This window comes from Pseudoclavibacter chungangensis, assembly GCF_013410545.1.
GTDB lineage: Bacteria > Actinomycetota > Actinomycetes > Actinomycetales > Microbacteriaceae > Pseudoclavibacter > Pseudoclavibacter chungangensis.
Window position 1 is genome coordinate 3,922,733 of record NZ_JACCFV010000001.1, and the last position, 17,802, is coordinate 3,940,534.

Here is a 17,802-nt window from a genome sequence, read left to right on the forward strand (position 1 = left end):
CCTTCGGCGAGCCCGCACGACCGCGACGCCCGGCCCGTCGGCCCCACACAACGGAGTGATCATGGACGCACGCACGCCCGTCGTCGAGATGACGGGCATCACCATCGCCTTCCCGGGCGTGAAGGCGCTCGACGGTGTCGACTTCCGCCTGCTGCCGGGCGAGGTCCACACCCTCATGGGCGAGAACGGCGCCGGCAAGTCGACGCTCATCAAGGCCCTCACCGGGGTCTACCCGATCGATGCGGGCACGATCTCGGTGCTCGGCGAGCCGCGCAGTTTCCGCACGACCGCCGACGCGCAGGCCGCGGGCATCTCGACCGTGTACCAGGAGGTCAATCTCTGCACGAATCTCGACATCGGCGAGAACCTCATGCTCGGCCACGAGGTGCGCGGCTGGTTCGGCATCGACTGGCGGGCGACCTACGCCGCCGCGAGGGACGTCCTCGAGGGGATGGGCCTCGGGCACCTCGACCCGCGCGCACCGCTGTCGAGCATCTCCATCGCGATGCAGCATCTCGTCGCGATCAGCCGCGCGACGGTGACCGACTCCCGTGTGCTCATCCTCGACGAGCCCACGTCGAGCCTCGACGCGGGCGAGGTCGCGGCACTCTTCGACGTCATGCGCGATCGCCGCGACCGAGGCGTCGCGATCCTCTTCGTCTCACACTTCCTCGATCAGGTGTACGAGATCAGCGACCGCATCACGGTGCTCCGCAACGGCACGTTCGTCGGCGAATACCCGACCGCGGATCTCGACCGGTCGACCCTCATCTCGCTCATGATCGGCAAGGAGCTCGCGGTCCTCGACTCGATCGATCGGGAGGCGAGCGAGCTCGCCGACCACGAGCCGCGGCGCGTGCTCCTCGAGGCGAACGGCATCGCACGGAAGGGGCGCGTCGAGCCGACCGATCTCGTCGTCCGGCGCGGTGAGGTGCTCGGTGTCGCCGGGCTCCTCGGATCGGGCCGCACCGAACTCGCACGGCTCCTCTCCGGAGCCGATCGCGCAGACGCCGGGTCGATCGACATCGACGGGCGGACCGTGACCCTCGCGACACCCGACGCCGGGCTCCGGCACGGCATCGCGTACTCGACCGAGAACCGGCGCGACGAGGGCATCGTCGGCGACCTCACGGTGCGCGAGAACCTCATCCTCGCCGTGCAGGCCAGGCGCGGCTGGGCACGGCCCATCCCGAAGGCCGAGAAGGAACGGATCGTGCAGACCTACATGACCGAACTCGGGGTACGGCCCGCCGACCCCGACCGACCGATCCGCAACCTCTCCGGCGGCAATCAACAGAAGGTGCTGCTCGGCCGCTGGCTCGCGACGGGTCCCGAGCTGCTCATCCTCGACGAGCCCACGCGCGGCATCGACATCGGGGCCAAGGCCGAGATCCAGGAGGCCGTCGTCGAGCTCGCGAAGCAGGGCACCTCCGTCGTCTTCATCTCCTCGGAACTGGAGGAGGTCGTACGGCTGAGCGAGCGGATCGTCGTCATGAAGGATCACCGCAAGATCGGCGAGATCGAGGTGGATGCGACGACGACGGCGCAGTCGATCGTCGACGCGATCGCGTCGGACGGGAGATTGCGGACGGGGACGTGGCCGACGACGGCGGCGAACCCGCCGGACGGATGCCGCGCGACGAGCCGGGCGCCGAGGGCGAGCCTGACGCCGAGGTCGCTTCCGACATCCCCGACGAACGCGGTGACGACGAACGGGAGACGAGCGCATGACGACCCCACCACCCGTGCTCGCGGCTCCGGCGCCACCGAAGCCGCTCGAACGCGGCCGAGATCTGCTCCGGGCGCCGTGGTTCTGGGCCCTCGTCGCGATCGCGCTGCTGCTCGTCGTGAACCTCGTCAAGGATCCCGGCTACCTCGCGCTGTCGATCAACCCGCAGAACGGGAACCTCGTCGGCAACCTCATCGACATCCTGCGCGTGAGCGCACCCGTCATCATGATCGCGGTCGGCATGTCGCTCGTCGTCGCGACGCGGGGCATCGACCTGTCGGTCGGTTCGATCATGGTCGTCTCGGGCGCCGTGTCGATGGAGTTCCTGAAGAGCGCCGCCGCGGCCGACTCGGTCGGTGCGGCACTCGCGGCCGTGGGCCTCGCGCTCCTCGTCAGCACCCTCATCGGTGCCGTCAACGGCGTCCTCATCACGACGCTCGGACTGCAGCCGTTCATCAGCACACTCATCATGATGCTCGCCGGGCGCGGTATCGCGAAGGTCATCACGGCCGGGCAGAACACGAACGCCGCGAACGCACCGTTCCAGTGGATCGCGAACGGCTACGTCGTCGGCCTGCCCGTCGTGTTCCTCCTCGCGGTCGGCATCACCGTGCTCGTCGCGCTCATCGTGCGGCGCTCCGCGTTCGGACTCATGATCGAGGCGATCGGCATCAACCCCGCCGCGAGCCGCATGGCGGGTATCCGCCCCGCGGGGTTCGTCGTCGCGGTCTACACGCTGAGCGGCCTGCTCGCGGGCATCGCCGGCATCTTCGCCGTCGGCTCGGTCATGACCGTCGACATCTCCCGCACGGGGTACCAGCTCGAACTCGACGCGATCCTCGCCGTCGTCATCGGCGGCACCTCGCTCGCCGGCGGACGGTTCTCGATCGGCGGTGCGTTCGTCGGGGCACTGCTCATCGCGACGCTCGACAAGACGATCGTGTTCCTCGGCATCCCGGCCTCGGCGACGCCCGCATTCAAAGGCCGCCGTGATCGTCCTGCTGTGCCTGCTGCAGTCGCAGCGGGTCCGCGCCCTGTTCGCGCGACGCCGAGCGGCGACACCGTCCGTCCCGGGCGTCCCGCCCGCCGAGGGCGTCTCACCCACCACCGAAGGGAGCAGCGCATGACCGCGACACCGATCGCGAGCCGCATTCCCGCGGCACAGCGACTCGTCGAGCGGACGAGGACCGCGTTCCGCTCCAACCCGTCCGTGCTGCCGACGCTCGCGGCCGTCGTCATCACGATCGCGATGATCGTATACGGCGAGATCGCGTACGGCCGCATCCTGCAGTACAACACGCTGTCGAACCTGCTCATCAACAACGCACACGTCATCATCCTCGCGGTCGGCATGACGTTCGTGATCCTCACAGGCGGCATCGACCTCTCGGTCGGCGCGGTCATCGCCGTGTCCTCCGTCGCGGGCGTCATGCTCGCGAACGCCGGCTGGAACCCCTGGCTCGCCGTGCTCGTGATGATCCTCATCGGGACCGCGACCGGCGCGGTGTCCGGCGTCCTCATCCAGTACTTCGATGTGCAACCGTTCATCGCGACGCTCGCGATGATGTTCCTTGGCCGCGGCCTCGCGTCCATCCTCAGCACCGAGCCCCAGCGGCTCGCCGACGACTCCCCGATGCGCGCGCTCGGTGCGCCGATCACGATCATCGACGGGCCGAAGGTGAACGATCTCGTCGTGACGGGCGGTGTCGTCATCGCGGTCGCCCTCGTGCTCGCCGCCCTGTTCGTCCTGCACCGCACGCGCCTCGGGCGCACCGTGTACGCGATCGGCGGGTCGGAGGCGTCGGCGAAGCTTATGGGCCTGCCCGTGCACCGCACGAAGCTCACCGTCTACCTCGTGAGCGGCACGCTCGCGGGCGTCGCCGCCGTGGTCTACACGGCGCGGCTCGGCATCGGGCAGAACATCACGGGCATCGGTTGGGAGCTCGACGCGATCGCCGCGACGGTCATCGGCGGCACCCTGCTCACCGGCGGCGCGGGCTTCGTGCTCGGCTCGGTCGTCGGGGCGATCGTGCTCGGCCTCATGAACGTGCTCATCACGCGCGACGGCACGATCAAGCCGGAGACGGTGACGATCATCACGGGCGGCATCCTGCTCGTGTTCGTGCTGCTCCAGCGTGCGGTGACGCGACGGAAGGACGAATGATGGACGAGCGCACGGACGACGTCGCCGACGGCACCACTACGGACGCGGACCTCGCCGGCGCCCGCCCGGCGGCAGCCGACCGCGACGAGCGCGACCTCGTCGACGACAGAGCCGGGCACGACGACCTGGACGCGCGCATCGACGCGGTGCGGCGCGACGTCGCGGCGTTGCACGCCGAGCTCGTCCGCTACGGCCTCGTCGTGTGGACCGGCGGCAACGTGTCCGGACGCGTTCCGGGCGCCGAGCTGTTCGTCATCAAGCCCTCGGGGGTGTCGTACGACGAACTCGCGCCCGAGAACATGATCGTCTGCGACCTGGACGGCCGGGCCGTGCCCGGATCGCCGGGCAGCGAGCGCAGTCCGTCGAGCGACACAGCGGCGCACGCGTACGTGTACCGGCACATGCCCGAGGTCGGTGGCGTCGTCCACACGCACTCGACGTTCGCGGTCGCCTGGGCGGCGCGCGGCGAGGAGATCCCGTGCGTCATCACGGCGATGGCCGACGAGTTCGGTGGTCCCGTGCCCGTCGGACCGTTCGCGATCATCGGCGACGACTCGATCGGGCGGGGCATCGTCGAGACGCTGTCCGGCCACCGGAGCCGTGCCGTGCTCATGCGCGGCCACGGGCCGTTCACGATCGGTGTGTCGCCGCGCGACGCGGTGAAGGCGGCCGTCATGGTCGAGGACGTCGCGCGCTCCGTGCACCACGCGCTCGAGGCGGGGCCCGTCGAACCGCTCCCCGTCGACGCGATCGACCGGCTGTACGAGCGCTACCAGCACGTGTACGGCCAGGCGGGGGACGAGCGACGATGAGCGCCGCCGATCTCGTCAGCGACGGCCGTGCGACGCTCGGCATCGAGCTCGGCTCGACGCGCATCAAGGCGTGCCTCGTCGGCGAGGATCCGCACGACGTCCTCGCGGTCGGCGTGCACGCGTGGGAGAACGAGTTCGTCGACGGCATCTGGACGTACGCACTCGACGCCGTGCACGAGGGGCTCCGGCTCGCCTACGCGGATCTCGTGCGGGACGTGCAGGGCCGGTACGGGGTCGTCCCCACCGCGTTCGCGGCGATGGGCGTGTCCGCCATGATGCACGGCTACCTCGCGTTCGATACCGCGGGCCGTCAGCTCGTGCCGTTCCGGACGTGGCGCAACACGTCCACGAGGGTCGCGTCCGCGCAACTCGGGGACGCGCTCGGGCTCGACATCCCGCTGCGCTGGTCGATCGCGCACGTCCACCAGGCGGTGCTCGACGAGGAGGCACACGTTCCCGAACTCGACGCCGTCACGACGCTCGCCGGATACGTCCACGAGCGGCTCACGGGGCGCCGAGTGCTCGGGATCGGCGATGCCTCCGGCATGTTCCCGATCGACACCGCGCGCGGCGACTACGACGCCGCGGCGCTCGACGCGTACGAACGCCTCGCGGCGGGCCAGCTGCCGCGACCGCTCCGGCACCTGCTGCCCGAGGTGCTCCCGGCCGGGCGACCCGCGGGCGTCCTCACCGCGGCGGGCGCCGTGCTGCTCGATCCGAGCGGCACGCTGCGGCCCGGCGTCCCACTCTGCCCGCCCGAGGGCGATGCGGGCACGGGCATGGTCGCGACGAACGCGATCACGCCGCGCACCGCGAACGTGAGCGTCGGGACGAGCGTGTTCGCGATGGTCGTCCTCGACCGTCCGCTCACGGCCCGCCACGAGGAACTCGATCTCGTCACGACGCCCGACGGCGAACCCGTTGCGATGGTGCACTGCAACAACGGGGCGAGCGAACTCGCCGCGTGGGTCGGACTGTTCGCGCGCTTCGCATCGGCCGCGGGCCTCGCGCTCGAGCCGGACGTGGCGTTCGCCGTGCTCCTCCGCGAGGCCCTCGACGGGGACGCCGACGCGGGCGGGCTCCTCGCGTACAACCACCTCGCGGGCGAGCCCGTCGTCGGCCTCGACGAGGGGCGCCCGCTGTTCGTGCGGACCCCGGACAGCTCGTTCACCCTCGCGAACACCGTGCGCGCACAGCTGTACGGCGTGTTCGCGGGACTCGCGATCGGCATGCGCGTGCTCACGGACGAGGGCGTCACCCTCGAACGCGTGCTCGCCCACGGCGGGCTGTTCCGCACCGAGGGCGTCGCGCAGCGCACCCTCGCCGCCGCGCTCGAGGCGCCCGTCGCGGTCTCCTCGAACGCCTCCGAGGGCGGCGCATGGGGCATCGCGGTGCTCGCCTCGTATCTCGCCCACGCGCAACGCACATCGTTGCGCGACTACCTCGACGACGTGTTCCGCGCCACCGCGACGAACGTCGTCGACCCCGATGCCGGCGACGCCGCCGGCTTCGGCAGCTATCTCGAGCGGTACCGGGCGGGACTCGCGGTCGAGGCCGCGGCGACGCGTGCGCTGCCGATCACCGACCGACCAAAGGGAGCAGCATGAGCCGCAGTCCACTCACCACCACGCTCGACGGCTACGAGGTGTGGTTCGTCACCGGCAGCCAGAGCCTCTACGGCGAGGAGACGCTGCGGCAGGTGGCCGAGCAATCGCGCACCGTCGTCGAGGGGCTCGCCGAGCTTCCCGTGCGCGTCGTGTGGAAGCCCGTCCTGACCGATCCCGACGCGATCCGGCGCCTCGCCCTCGAGGCGAACGCCGACGACACCGTCATCGGCGTCATCGCCTGGATGCACACGTTCAGCCCCGCGAAGATGTGGATCGCGGGCCTCGAACGGCTCGCGAAGCCGCTGCTCCACCTGCACACGCAGGCCAACGTCGAGCTGCCCTGGGACGAGATCGACTTCGACTTCATGAACCTCAACCAGGCCGCGCACGGCGACCGCGAGTTCGGGTACATCCAGACGCGGCTGGGTGTGCCGCGCAAGACGGTCGTCGGGCACGTACACAACGCCGCCGTGCGCTCGTCGATCGAGACGTGGCAGCGGGCCGCCGCCGGACGCCAGGCCGCGCAGACGCTGAAACTCGCGCGCTTCGGCGACAACATGCGCTTCGTCGCCGTGACCGAGGGCGACAAGACGGAGGCCGAGATCCGCTTCGGCGTGCAGGTCAACACGTGGGGTGTGAACGATCTCGCGGCGGCCGTCGACGCGGCGACGGCCGCCGAGGTCGACGCGCTCGTCGAGGAGTACCTGGACCGCTACGACGTCGCACCCGAGCTGCTCCCCGGTGCCGAGCGGCACGCCTCGCTGCGGGACGGCGCGGCGATCGAACTCGGCCTGCGCTCCTTCCTCGAGGAGGGTGGCTTCGGGGCCTTCACGACGTCGTTCGAGGACCTCGGGGCGCTCCGGCAGCTTCCGGGGCTCGCGGTGCAGCGACTCATGGCCGAGGGGTACGGCTTCGGCGCGGAGGGCGATTGGAAGACCGCGATCCTCGTGCGCGTCGCGAACGTCATGGGTGCCGGCCTGCCGGGCGGCGCGAGCCTCATGGAGGACTACACCTACGACCTCGTCGAGGGCGAGGAGCGCATCCTCGGCGCCCACATGCTGGAGGTCTCGCCGTCGCTCACGACCGCACGGCCCCGCCTCGAGGTGCACCCGCTCGGTATCGGCGGCAAGGACGATCCGGTGCGGCTCGTCTTCACCGCCGATCCGGGCCCGGCTGTCGTCGTCGCGCTGAGCGATCTGCGCGAGCGCTTCCGTCTCGTTGCGAACGTCGTCGAGAACGTCGAGTCGCCGGAACTGCCAAAGCTCCCCGTCGGGCGGGCCGTGTGGCGGCCGGCACCGGATCTTGCGACGTCGGCAGCGTGCTGGCTCACGGCGGGCGCGGCGCACCACACGGTCATGTCGACGGCCGTCGGGATCGAGGCGTTCCAGGACTTCGCGGACATGACGCGCACGGAGCTCGTCGTGATCGACGAGTCGACGACCGTCCGCGGCTTCGCCGACGCGCTCCGTTGGAACCAGGCCTACTGGCGACTGGCCCAGGGCCTGTAACGAGACGCCCTGCAGCGCGCGCCACAGCCGAGCGCGCCGCCGCCGGGTTCCGGGTGGTTCTCGGGGTTCCGGGTGCCCCGGAACCCCGAGAACCACCCGGAACGCGAATGGGCGCGGCTCAGCGCACGTGTGCGCCGAGTGATGTGAGTGCGCGGAGGCCCGCGTCGTGATTCGCCGCGGTGTCGGATCGACAGGCATCGGCGATCACCGTGACCTCGAAGCCCAGTCGGTGCGCCGATCTCGCGGCGTGGAGGACGCCGTGATCGGTGAGCAGGCCCGTCAGCACCACGTGCGCGACGCCCCGAATGCGCAGGTTCGTCTCGAGATCGGGGTCGTCGAACGCATCGCGGCCCGACTTGCTGAGCACGAGCGCGTCCGCCGGCGGCGCGAGCGCGGGGATGAACCGGGCTTCCGCGGACCGCGGGTCACCGCGCTCGCCGCCGTCCGCGTCGAGGTAGCGGAGGCAGAACAGGTGGGCGCCGCGCGCACGCTGCGCGACGCGCACCCGCTCCGCACGGGTGACGACCGCCGGATCGTCGACGAGCGCGACGATCCACCCCTGGAAGTCGATCTCGAGCAGCGCGGTGCCGGGCATCAGTAGCGCGATCCCGCGGCGGCGGGCAGGCCGTCGAGGATCGACAGGTCGTCCGCACCGAGTTCGAGCGTCGTAGCGCCGAGATTCTCGTCGAGTCGTGTGATGCGTGTCGTGCCGGGGATCGGGATGACCTCGGGCCCCCGCGCGAGGACCCACGCGAGCGCCACCTGTGCGGGGGTCGCGCCGTGGCGCTCGGCGATCTCGCGAACCGTCTCGACGAGCCGCAGATTGGTGCGTGCGGCGTCGCCGGTGAAGCGGGGGAGGTGCGCGCGGAAGTCGGAGTCGGGGAGCGTCCCGGGGTCGAGTGCGCCCGTCAGGAAGCCGCGGCCGAGGGGAGAGAACGGGACGAAGATCGCCTCGTGGGCGGCGCACCAGCCCACGAGGTCGCCAGCCGCCGCACCGTCGGAGTTCGTGCCGACCCCGAGCGCATCACGCGTCCACAGCGACAGCTCCGACTGGATCGCGGCGACCGGGTGGATCCCGTGCGCGGTGTCGGCCTGTTCGGTCGTGACCTCACTGAGACCGATGGCGCGCACCTTGCCCGCCCGGACAGCCTCGGCGAGCGTGCCCCAGCTCTCCTCGACGGGCACCTGCGGGTCGATCCGGTGCAGGTAGTACAGGTCGATCACGTCGACGCCGAGCCGGCGGAGACTCGCGTCGACGGCCTCGCGCAGGTGTTTCGGGCGGCCATCGCGCTCGAGCGTCGGACGCCCGTCGACGACGTGCCCGACGAGGCCGCCCTTCGTGGCGATGATCGCCTCGTCACGACGACCGCTGATCGCTCGTCCGACGAGCTCCTCGTTGGTGCCGGCGGCGTAGGCGTCGCTCGTGTCGAGGAGGGTGATGCCGCGGTCGAGGGCGGCGCGGATGACGTCGACGCCGTCGACCGAGTATGCGTCGGCGCGTGATGTGTAGGCCCACGACATGCCCATGCAGCCGAGGCCGATCGGTGCCGTGGTGCGGCCGAGTGCGGGGATGGTTCTGGTGGGGGTGCTCATTCGTGCTCCGTTCCGTGGGTCGTTCCGAGCGTCGTGGCCCGGGGCGCTGCGTGCGCCGTCGCGTTCGTGTGGGAGGTGCCGTCGGTGATCCGGTCGCCGATCGGCTCGGAGGCCCGCTGCGCCTTTCGCTGCGCCGCGGGCACCGGCGCGCCGTCGCAGCCGAGGCCGGCGGCGATGAGTGCGCGGTAGTGGTCGATCTTCGTGTCGAGTGCGTCGACGGCGGCGTCGATCTCGTGCCTGCGCCGCTCGAGCAGTTCGCGTGTGCGTTCGAGGACGGCGATGCGCCGGCCGTGCGTGGTCGCGCCACCGTCGAGGAGGGCGACGAACTCGCGCATCGAGGAGGTCGGCATGCCGGTCGCTCGCAACGACGCGAGCAGACGGACGAGACCCTGTTCGCGGACGTCGTAGCGACGGGTGCCGTTGCTCGAACGGTGCACGCGGGGGAGCATGCCCTCGCGCTCGTACCAGCGGAGTGTGTCGATGCTCAGCCCGGAGCGCACGGCCATCTCGGCGATGCCGATAGGGGCGGTGCCGTCGGTGTCCCGGGAATCGGCGGGGGCCGGTGAACGCCGATGCGTGACGACGGCGGGGCGGCGGGCCGAAGTGATCTCCATGCCGGGCACGTTAGGCGCTGGAGTGCACTCGAGCGCAAGAGCCGCCCGAGTTCCGGGTGGTTTTCGGGGTTCCGGGTGCCCCGCAACCCCGAAAACCACCCGGAACGCTGCTGCGGACCGAGTTGGGGCGGCAGGGCCGCGGGGGTGCGAGAGTGGGGGAGAAACAAGAGAACCCCCGCAGTGGAGTGCGGGGGTTCAGTGGCTCCGACGGGCGTCGATCCCGTGACCTCACGATTTTCAGTCGTGCGCTCTACCAACTGAGCTACAGAGCCGAGAGGGCGAACCCTCCGGGCGAACATGTCGCCTGAAACGGAACGCCCGCTCCGAAGAACGGGCGTTCCGACTCGCGACCCTGACGGGACTTGAACCCGCGACCTCCGCCGTGACAGGGCGGCACGCTAACCAACTGCGCCACAGGGCCTTGCGTATTGAATTGCGACAGTTCACTCTACACGACCCGGCGACCGGATCGTGACCCACCAATCGTGACCCCAACGGGATTCGAACCCGTGTTAGCGCCGTGAAAGGGCGCCGTCCTAGGCCACTAGACGATGGGGCCAAGCGGCTGAGCACTTGACTGCCGAGATGAAAGCATACGGATCCCCGCGCAGATTTCCAAACTCGGCCGTCAGGGGGCCCTTCTTCGGCGTGTCGTGGGTCGAGTGGTTACCGGCGGTGATGCGGATGCGGATGCGGGTGTGGAGGTGGGTCCGGGCTCGGGTCGGGCGTTGGTGTTGGTGATGTCGCCGTCGCCGTCGCCGTCGCCGTCGCCGTCGCCGTCGCCGTCGCAGGTGTCGGTGCTGGTGGCACAGGTGTCAGGTGCCAGGTGCCGGGTGCCGGGTGCCGGGTGCCGGAGTCGAGTCGAGTCGAGCCGAGTGGTCGGGATTGCGATCGGGCCGGTGCTGGGTGTCGGGCATCGGGTCTCCGGGCGGTTCGGGTGTGGCGTGACGGCGCCGCGGGGTGGGGTGTTCGGCGGATGCCGCCTCGACGGGGAAAGTTGTGCCGACTCGGTCGCGGTGTGCCGTGTGTCACTAGGCAAAGCGACACGGAGTTGTTACTGTTTCCAGTGTTGTTTGTGTGACTTGAGTGCATTCGAGTGCCTGGAGTGCTTGAAGACGCCCGTGTTGTGGACGGTGATGGGGCGACGAGCGATCTGCCGATCGCGTCCCGATGAGGAGGAGAGATGGCGTACGCCACGAAGTCGGAGCGGCGCTCCGGGCGCAGGGGGCGCGTGCCCCTCGGGCTCGGCGCACTTGCGGCCGCGGTCCTCGTCGCCACCGGACTCGCTGCCCCGGCCTTCGCCGACGAGACGTACGCCACCTGGGAGGACGTCGTCGCCGCCCAGGGCAACGTCGACCGCGCCCAGGCGCTCATCACCGAGATCCAGAACCAGATCAGCTCCCTCGACGCGGACGTCGCCACCGCGGACGAGGCCTCGCGCGTGGCGGGCGACGCCTACGGCGACGCCATGACGGCGTCGGCCGAGAAGTCCGCCGAAGTGCAGATGCTGCAGCAGCAGGCGGACGAGGCGACGGCCACGGCCGAGGCGTCGGCCGAACAGGCCGGTCGACTCGCTGCCGCGATGGCCACTCGCAGCGGCGGCAACCCCGAGCTCACGCTCCTCAGCCAGCCGCAGAACGCCGACAACCTGCTGTACCAGCTCGGCACGATCTCCAAGCTCTCGGCGCAGACCGACGGGATCTACCAGGAGGCCGTCACCCAGAAGAACACCGCGACGTCGCTCGGCGAGCAGGCGCAGGCCGCCCTCGACGAGCTCCAGGTGCTCGAGACCGATGCGAAGACGAAGTTCGATGCCGCACAACGCACGCAGCTGCAACTCCAGGCGCAGAAGAGCGCGGCGAACACGCAGCGAGCCGAACTCCAGGCGATGCTCGGGCCGCTCACCGAACAGCGGGACGTCACGGCCGCGGACTACCAGAACGGCCAGCGCTTCCAGCAGGAACAGCTCGAGCGCGAGAACCGCGAGCGTGCGGAGGCCGCCGCGGCGGCGCAGGAGAAGGCCTACGAGGAGGCCGTCGCCGACGCCGAGCGCGCCGGTGTCGAGCCGCCGGCCAAGCCGGACATCCAGACCGAGGCGCCGCCGGTGGTCGTGCCGGACGCCCCCCAGGTGGATTCCGACGGGACGCTCGTCGACCCCGAGACGGTGCCCGAGCCCGCCCAGTCCGAGACGCCGACACCGGCCCCGACGACCACCGAGCCGGTCGCCACGGACGCCCCCCAGCCGACCGTGGACCCGGTCCCGGCTCCCCAGCCCAAGCCCAGCATCGACCCGTTCGTACCGCCCACGAAGCCCGACATCGAGGTGGTCCCGGAGCCCACCCCCGAGCCCGAGCCGCAACCGGCAGACGGCGTCGCCGCGGGCTACGCGGGCCCCATCGACAATGCGGTCGTGACCGACGAGTACGGCATGCGCTACCACCCGATCTCCGGCGAGTACCGGATGCACTGGGGCCTCGACCTCGGCGTGAACGGCGGGACGTGCGGCGCGCCGCTCAAGGCGGTGCACGCGGGGACGGTCACGTACGCCGGCTACAACGGCGGCTACGGGAACCACATCGTGCTCGACATCGGCGGTGGCGTCACCGTGTCCTACTCGCACATCATGGAGGGCGGCATCAACGTCGTCGTCGGCCAGTGGGTGAACGCGGGCGACGTGCTCGCCTATGCGGGCACCACCGGTTCGTCGACCGGTTGCCACCTGCACTTCGAGGTCATGAACTTCGGGGAGAACATCGACCCGAAGCCCTGGCTCGCCGGTCTCGGTATCTACTACTACTGACACCGGCCTCCCGGTCGCGACCGTTCTTCCCCGGTGACGGACGCGACCGAACGAAGGGCGTCGCTCCTGCAGGAGCGACGCCCTTCGCGTGCGTTCGGACGATCGTGTCGCTACTCGGCGGGCACGTAGGCCGCGATCGAGGCCTCGACGATCTTCTCGGCGTCCGCGGCCGAACCCCAGCTGTCGACCTTGACCCACTTGCCGGGCTCGAGGTCCTTGTAGTGCTCGAAGAAGTGCTTGAGCTGGTCCTTCGTCGACTGGTCGACGTCGTCGAGATCCTGGATGTGGGCCCAGCGCGGGTCCTTGTAGGGCACGCAGAGGATCTTGTCGTCGCCGCCGGCCTCGTCCGACATGTGCAGGACGCCGACGGGGCGCACCTTCAGCCCGACACCGGGGAACAGCGGGTACTCGAGCAGCACGAGTGCGTCGAGCGGGTCACCGTCGTCGGCGAGCGTGTGCTCGAAGAACCCGTAGTCGACCGGATAGACGAACGGCGTGAACAGGACGCGGTCGAGGTACACGCGACCGGTCTCGTGGTCCACCTCGTACTTGTTCTTGCTCCCTCGCGGGATCTCGATGACGACGTCATAGGTGCCCATTGGGACGCTCCTTGTGGTGGAAAGCCGACCCGGCGCCGACGACGGGGCGCGGGCAGCGAACGAAGCGGTCGACCCCGCACACGGCGTGAGCGACCGCGCGGGCCCTGCGACCCGCGTCATCAGGCTAATGGATGCTCTCGGGGTCCCGTGGCAGTCTGGGGACATGAACGCACACCTCTCGTCGGGCGAGGCCCGCCCCTCCCGCGCCGCTCGCGGATTCCTGCTCGTGTCCGGCACCATTCGTCTCGCGCTCCAGGCCGCGGCGGTCGTGAGCATCGTCCGTCGTCGCCCCGAGGCGATCAACGGTCCGAAGTGGCTGTGGCTGTTGATCAGCTGCATCGGCTTCGCCGGCCCGATCGCATATCTCCTCGGTGGGCGGAAGATCGGCAGGTGAGCCGGATGGAGACGCGTGCTCCGGCCGCCGAAGGCCAGTAGGCTGGTGCCCGTGTCCGACCGTCCTCGCCTCACGCCGCCCGTCGCCGACATCCGTCGTGCCGTCCGCGGTGTCCTCAAGGGCTCGACGGCGCCGGGCGATCTCGTGCTCGTCGCATTGAGCGGCGGCCCCGACTCCCTTGCCCTCGCCGCAGCCACCGCGTTCGAAGCGCCGCGGGCCGGACGCCGCGCGGGTGCCGTGATCATCGACCACGGACTCCAACCGGATTCGGCGGCGGTCGCGGAGCGCGCCGCCTCGCAGGCGCGCGAACTCGGGCTCGACCCGGTCATCGTCGTGCGCGTCACCGTGACCGAGACGGACGGCGAGGGGCCGGAGGCCGCGGCACGCACGGCCCGCTACGAGGCGATCGAGGCGACCCGCAAGGAACTCGGCGCGAGCGCCGTGCTGCTCGGTCACACCCTCGACGACCAGGCCGAGACGGTGCTGCTCGGGCTCGCGCGCGGGTCGGGCGGGAAGAGCCTGCACGGTATGGCGATCGAAACGGGGGCGCTCCTACGCCCGCTCCTCGGGGTCCGTCGGGCCGACACGGTGCAGGCGTGTGCCGACCAGGGACTCGAGCCGTGGATCGATCCGCACAACTCCGACCCCGCGTACACGCGGGTCCGCGTCCGTGAGCGGGTGTTGCCGATGCTCGAGGAGGAACTCGGCCCCGGGATCTCGGAGGCACTCGCGCGCACCGCGACGACGCTCCGCGAGGACTCCGAGACGCTCGACGCCCTCGCGCTCGAGTGGGCGCACGAGGTCGTCTCGACCGACGCGGACGGGCGCATCTCGCTCGATGTCGGCGGCATCGTGACGCAGCCGCCCGCACTTCGTCAGCGCATCTGCCGCATCGTCGCCGAGCAGGGCTTCGGCGTCTCGCTCTCGCGGCGGCACACGATGGCGGTCGCGGCGCTCGCGACGGAGTGGCGGGGCCAGGGGCCGGTCGATCTGCCGGGCATCCGCGTGGAACGTCGTCAGAACCAGATCCTGTTCGGGGCGACCGAGCCGCAGGGGAGCGCGGGCGACGCCGCGGCCGCCGACACCGAATAGCCGAGAACGCAACACCAACCCGAACCCCCCCCCAGGGAAGGAACCCGCTTCGTGCGAGCCGAGGACATCGCGAACGACATCCGAGAGGTACTGCTGCCCGAGGAGCGGATCCGGCAGCGCATCGCCGAGCTGGCACGCGAGATCGAGCAGGACTACGGCGACGACGAGCCGCTGCTCGTGGGTGTGCTGAAGGGCGCCGTCATGGTCGTGTCGGACCTCGCGCGGGAGCTCCGGATCCCCGTCACGATGGACTGGATGGCCGTGTCCTCGTACGGTTCGGGCACCGAGTCGACGGGTGTCGTGCGCATCCTCAAGGACCTCGACACCGATCTGTCGGGCCGGCGGGTGCTCATCGTCGAGGACATCATCGACTCGGGTCTCACCCTCTCGTGGTTGAAGGCGAATCTCGAGTCGCGTGGCCCGGCGTCGGTCGAGATCTGTGCGCTGCTGCGCAAACCCGAGCGGCTCGTGAGCGACGTGCCCGTCCGCTACGTCGGGTTCGACGTGCCGAACGAGTTCGTCATCGGCTACGGGCTCGACTACGACGAGAAGTACCGCCACCTGCGTGACATCGCGGTGATGCAGCCGCACGCCTACGGTGCGTCCTGCCACTGCGGCTCGGCGGACGACGCGGCGACGCCCGCGACACACTGACCTCCGTTTCCGTGCAGGCCGACTCACGATGATCGGGTCGGGTACGCCGGGGCGTGCTCCGTGCGTGGTCGGTGTGCGCGTGCGCGTTCGGTGAGCGCCGAGGTGGGCTCCGGTAGCGTCGATCGCGTCGGTCACGCGCCGGCGTGGACCGTCCCCTGCACGACATCCCGGAGACATCGCATGAAGACCAGTACCCGAGTGCTCGCCGTGACCGCCATCGCCCTCAGCGGATTCGCTCTCGCCGGTTGCGGTGGCGAGTCGGACGACGAGCCCGAGAACTCCTCGAACGTCCAGTGGTCGAACAGCAACCAGGAGGGTGACGACCAGCAGGGGGACGACGAGGGCGACGACGATCAGGGCGACGACGGCCAGGACGACGACGGGCAGGACGACTGATCACGTGGGTCGACGGGGCCATCGGACCCCTGGCCGCCTGACGCGAGTACGGCGCGGACGACTGATCACGTGGGTCGACGGGGCCGCGGTCGGACCCGCGACCGCCTGACGCGAGAACGGCCCCGACGACTCAGTCGGTGACCGCCTCGAAACGGACCGTCCGCGTGGACGCGTCGGCCGTCACGAGACGAGCGCGAACGCGGGAACCCGAGGCGGGTTCGCCGCCGCACGCGGCGATGACGGGTGGATCGAGCACGAAGATCTCGGCGTCGTGCTTCTCCGTGGCGGGCCGGAGCACGGCCGCATCGAACACGTCGCCCACGTGTGGTGCCAGCACGACGGCCTCGGCCTCGTCGAGGCAGGCCGCCTCGACCGCATTGGCGAGGCGTGACGACTCGGTCATCCTCGCGGGGATCTCCGGGAGGGCCGCCACGAGCCCGGGCTCGGGTTCGATGTGCGCCTGTGCGGCGAGACAGAGTTCGATGGCGTAGCGGTCCGCGAGCCGTCGGAGGGGTGCGGTCGCGTGCGCGTACTCCGTCGCGACGCCGGCGTGCCAGCGTGCCGTCGGATCGGGGAGCGTGTGGAACCGGCGGCTCGCCGCGCTACCGGAGCCGTTCGTCGCGCTGCCGGAGCCGTTCGTCGCGCTGCCGGAGCCGTTCGTCGCGCTGCCGGAGCCGTTCGCCGCGCTGCCGGAGCCGTTGGTCGTGCTGCCCGGTTCGTCGGCCGCGCCGTGCGGTGGGTTCGCCGGTGTGTCCGGGGCGTCCGCCGGTATGCCCTGGGAGCCCGTCGGGCCGTCGTCGTCCCTGACGTCGCGCGCGTCGAAGGCGAGGTAGCCGGATCCGCGGAGCAGCTTGGTGGCCGCCGACATGAGCGCGAGCGTGCGCACGTCGGCGTCGTCGAGCGACGCCAGGAAAGCGCCCGGCGACACGTTCGGCGGCCAGCTCAGCCCGAGCGCTGCCGCGGCCGCGCGGAATGCGGCGTCGGCCTTGGCATCCGCCGCCGGAAGGGTGCGGAGGATGCCGATGCGGGCCTCGATCATGATCGACGCCGCGGCCTGCCCGGTCACGAGCGAGCACTCGGCGTTCCACGCGTCGACGACCGTGCGGGGCTCGAGTCGGAGCTGCCAGCCCGATCCGTCGTTCGTGAGGTCCTGTGCCGGCAGGCGCAGCTCGACGGCGCCGCGCTCGATCGCGAGCCGCTGCCGGGCCGCCCCGAACGCGGGGAGCGCCGCGATCGCGGCCGGTACCTCGCTGCCCTCGTCGAACGCCCGCTGGACGTGCTCGTACTCGAGCTGCGCGCGCGAACGCACGACCGCGCGCTCGACCGTGCGCCGCCGGACGACGCCGTGTTCGTCCGTCTCGATCGTCCACAGCGCGCAGGGACGGTCCTGCTCGGGCAACAGGCTCGCCGCGCCCTCGGAGAGCGAGCGCGGGTGCAGTGGCACGCTCCCGTCCGGGACGTAGACGGTCTGGCCGCGCCGCCTCGCCTCGAGGTCGAGCGCCGAATCCGGTACGACGAACGCGCCGACGTCGGCGATCGCGTAGTGGAGAAGGAAGCCGTCCGATGTGCGCTCGAGGTGCACGGCCTGATCGAGGTCGCGGGATCCGGGCGGGTCGATCGTCACGAACGGGATGTCGCGCGCGTCGCGTCGGTCGGCGGCGAACCGGTCCGTCGCCTCGGCGGCCTCGCGCTCGACCTCCGCCGGGAACGCATCAGGGAGTTCGAACTCACGGCGTACCCCGTCGAACTGCAGGCCCTCGGCGTTGACTCCTCGCACCCGCTCACCCTAGCCCGCCGAGTCCGCGCCGACAGCGAACACGCGTCTGCGCAGGGAGGGGCT

Annotated in this window: 15 protein-coding genes, 3 tRNA genes and 1 pseudogene; 10 read left to right on the forward strand and 9 right to left on the reverse strand. The window is 70.8% G+C overall.

The window, feature by feature from the left end; genetic code table 11:
- Nucleotides 1-61: 61 nt before the first annotated feature.
- Nucleotides 62-1,582 (forward strand): annotated as a pseudogene (locus HNR16_RS17445) (sugar ABC transporter ATP-binding protein); the annotation flags it as partial.
- Here HNR16_RS17445 and HNR16_RS17920 read toward each other — a convergent pair.
- Nucleotides 1,501-1,740 carry a hypothetical protein gene (locus HNR16_RS17920; RefSeq protein ID WP_192498257.1) on the reverse strand — a complete coding sequence of 80 codons (240 nt, stop codon included), beginning with the start codon at nt 1,738-1,740 and terminating at the stop codon, nt 1,501-1,503. The pseudogene HNR16_RS17445 and the gene HNR16_RS17920 sit on opposite strands and share 82 nt — an antisense overlap.
- Here HNR16_RS17920 and HNR16_RS18480 point away from each other — a divergent pair.
- Genes HNR16_RS18480 through araA form a run of 4 tightly spaced genes read left to right on the forward strand, consistent with a single transcriptional unit; the run spans nt 1,728 to nt 7,820 of the window.
- A complete protein-coding gene (locus HNR16_RS18480) occupies nt 1,728-3,893 on the forward strand; it encodes an ABC transporter permease (protein WP_225737966.1) in 2,166 nt (721 codons plus the stop codon). The two genes, HNR16_RS17920 and HNR16_RS18480, sit on opposite strands and share 13 nt — an antisense overlap.
- Complete coding sequence (locus HNR16_RS17460; RefSeq protein ID WP_158041739.1) at nt 3,893-4,705, forward strand: L-ribulose-5-phosphate 4-epimerase; 813 nt, start codon at nt 3,893-3,895, stop codon at nt 4,703-4,705. The genes HNR16_RS18480 and HNR16_RS17460 overlap by 1 nt, the downstream gene beginning before the upstream one ends.
- Nucleotides 4,702-6,312 (forward strand): xylulokinase, encoded by a 1,611-nt coding sequence (locus HNR16_RS17465; RefSeq protein WP_158041740.1) that lies wholly within the window; start codon nt 4,702-4,704, stop codon nt 6,310-6,312. The genes HNR16_RS17460 and HNR16_RS17465 overlap by 4 nt, the downstream gene beginning before the upstream one ends.
- A complete protein-coding gene (araA, locus tag HNR16_RS17470; RefSeq protein WP_158041741.1) occupies nt 6,309-7,820 on the forward strand; it encodes an L-arabinose isomerase in 1,512 nt (503 codons plus the stop codon). Before HNR16_RS17465 ends, araA begins: the two co-directional genes overlap by 4 nt.
- Before the next feature lie 118 nt (nt 7,821-7,938).
- On the opposite strand, the gene HNR16_RS17475 is transcribed toward araA, so the two are convergent.
- The 6 genes from HNR16_RS17475 to HNR16_RS17500 all read right to left on the reverse strand — a co-directional run bounded on the left by HNR16_RS17475 (nt 7,939) and on the right by HNR16_RS17500 (nt 10,586).
- Nucleotides 7,939-8,415, reverse strand: coding sequence for a cysteine hydrolase family protein (locus HNR16_RS17475; RefSeq protein ID WP_158041742.1), 477 nt, complete (start codon nt 8,413-8,415; stop codon nt 7,939-7,941).
- Nucleotides 8,415-9,413 carry an aldo/keto reductase gene (locus HNR16_RS17480; RefSeq protein WP_158041743.1) on the reverse strand — a complete coding sequence of 333 codons (999 nt, stop codon included), beginning with the start codon at nt 9,411-9,413 and terminating at the stop codon, nt 8,415-8,417. The genes HNR16_RS17475 and HNR16_RS17480 overlap by 1 nt, the downstream gene beginning before the upstream one ends.
- Nucleotides 9,410-10,027, reverse strand: coding sequence for a MerR family transcriptional regulator (locus HNR16_RS17485; protein ID WP_218868480.1), 618 nt, complete (start codon nt 10,025-10,027; stop codon nt 9,410-9,412). The genes HNR16_RS17480 and HNR16_RS17485 overlap by 4 nt, the downstream gene beginning before the upstream one ends.
- 199 nt (nt 10,028-10,226) lie before the next feature.
- Nucleotides 10,227-10,299 (reverse strand) — tRNA-Phe (locus HNR16_RS17490).
- A 75-nt stretch (nt 10,300-10,374) separates the two neighbouring features.
- Nucleotides 10,375-10,448 (reverse strand) — tRNA-Asp (locus HNR16_RS17495).
- A 65-nt stretch (nt 10,449-10,513) separates the two neighbouring features.
- Nucleotides 10,514-10,586: transfer RNA gene (locus HNR16_RS17500), tRNA-Glu, on the reverse strand.
- Between the two features lie 624 nt (nt 10,587-11,210).
- On the opposite strand from HNR16_RS17500, the gene HNR16_RS17505 reads away from it, so the two are divergent.
- Nucleotides 11,211-12,827 (forward strand): M23 family metallopeptidase, encoded by a 1,617-nt coding sequence (locus HNR16_RS17505; RefSeq protein WP_158041744.1) that lies wholly within the window; start codon nt 11,211-11,213, stop codon nt 12,825-12,827.
- A 110-nt stretch (nt 12,828-12,937) separates the two neighbouring features.
- Here HNR16_RS17505 and HNR16_RS17510 read toward each other — a convergent pair whose 3' ends face one another.
- Nucleotides 12,938-13,426 carry an inorganic diphosphatase gene (locus HNR16_RS17510; RefSeq protein ID WP_158041745.1) on the reverse strand — a complete coding sequence of 163 codons (489 nt, stop codon included), beginning with the start codon at nt 13,424-13,426 and terminating at the stop codon, nt 12,938-12,940.
- Between the two features lie 163 nt (nt 13,427-13,589).
- On the opposite strand from HNR16_RS17510, the gene HNR16_RS17515 reads away from it, so the two are divergent.
- The 4 genes from HNR16_RS17515 to HNR16_RS17530 all read left to right on the forward strand — a co-directional run bounded on the left by HNR16_RS17515 (nt 13,590) and on the right by HNR16_RS17530 (nt 15,962).
- Nucleotides 13,590-13,820 (forward strand): PLDc N-terminal domain-containing protein, encoded by a 231-nt coding sequence (locus tag HNR16_RS17515; protein WP_179558337.1) that lies wholly within the window; start codon nt 13,590-13,592, stop codon nt 13,818-13,820.
- Nucleotides 13,821-13,862: 42 nt separating this feature from the next.
- On the forward strand, nt 13,863-14,912 hold the full coding sequence (tilS, locus tag HNR16_RS17520) for a tRNA lysidine(34) synthetase TilS (RefSeq protein WP_218868754.1): 1,050 nt from the start codon (nt 13,863-13,865) through the stop codon (nt 14,910-14,912).
- A gap of 51 nt (nt 14,913-14,963) precedes the next feature.
- A complete protein-coding gene (hpt, locus tag HNR16_RS17525) occupies nt 14,964-15,566 on the forward strand; it encodes a hypoxanthine phosphoribosyltransferase (RefSeq protein ID WP_158041748.1) in 603 nt (200 codons plus the stop codon).
- Between the two features lie 180 nt (nt 15,567-15,746).
- Nucleotides 15,747-15,962 (forward strand): hypothetical protein, encoded by a 216-nt coding sequence (locus tag HNR16_RS17530; protein WP_158041749.1) that lies wholly within the window; start codon nt 15,747-15,749, stop codon nt 15,960-15,962.
- A gap of 130 nt (nt 15,963-16,092) precedes the next feature.
- Here the strand turns inward: HNR16_RS17530 and HNR16_RS17535 are convergent, their stop codons facing one another.
- Nucleotides 16,093-17,739: an RNB domain-containing ribonuclease gene (locus HNR16_RS17535; protein ID WP_158041750.1), complete on the reverse strand. Its 1,647-nt coding sequence runs from the start codon at nt 17,737-17,739 to the stop codon at nt 16,093-16,095.
- Nucleotides 17,740-17,802: the final 63 nt, after the last annotated feature.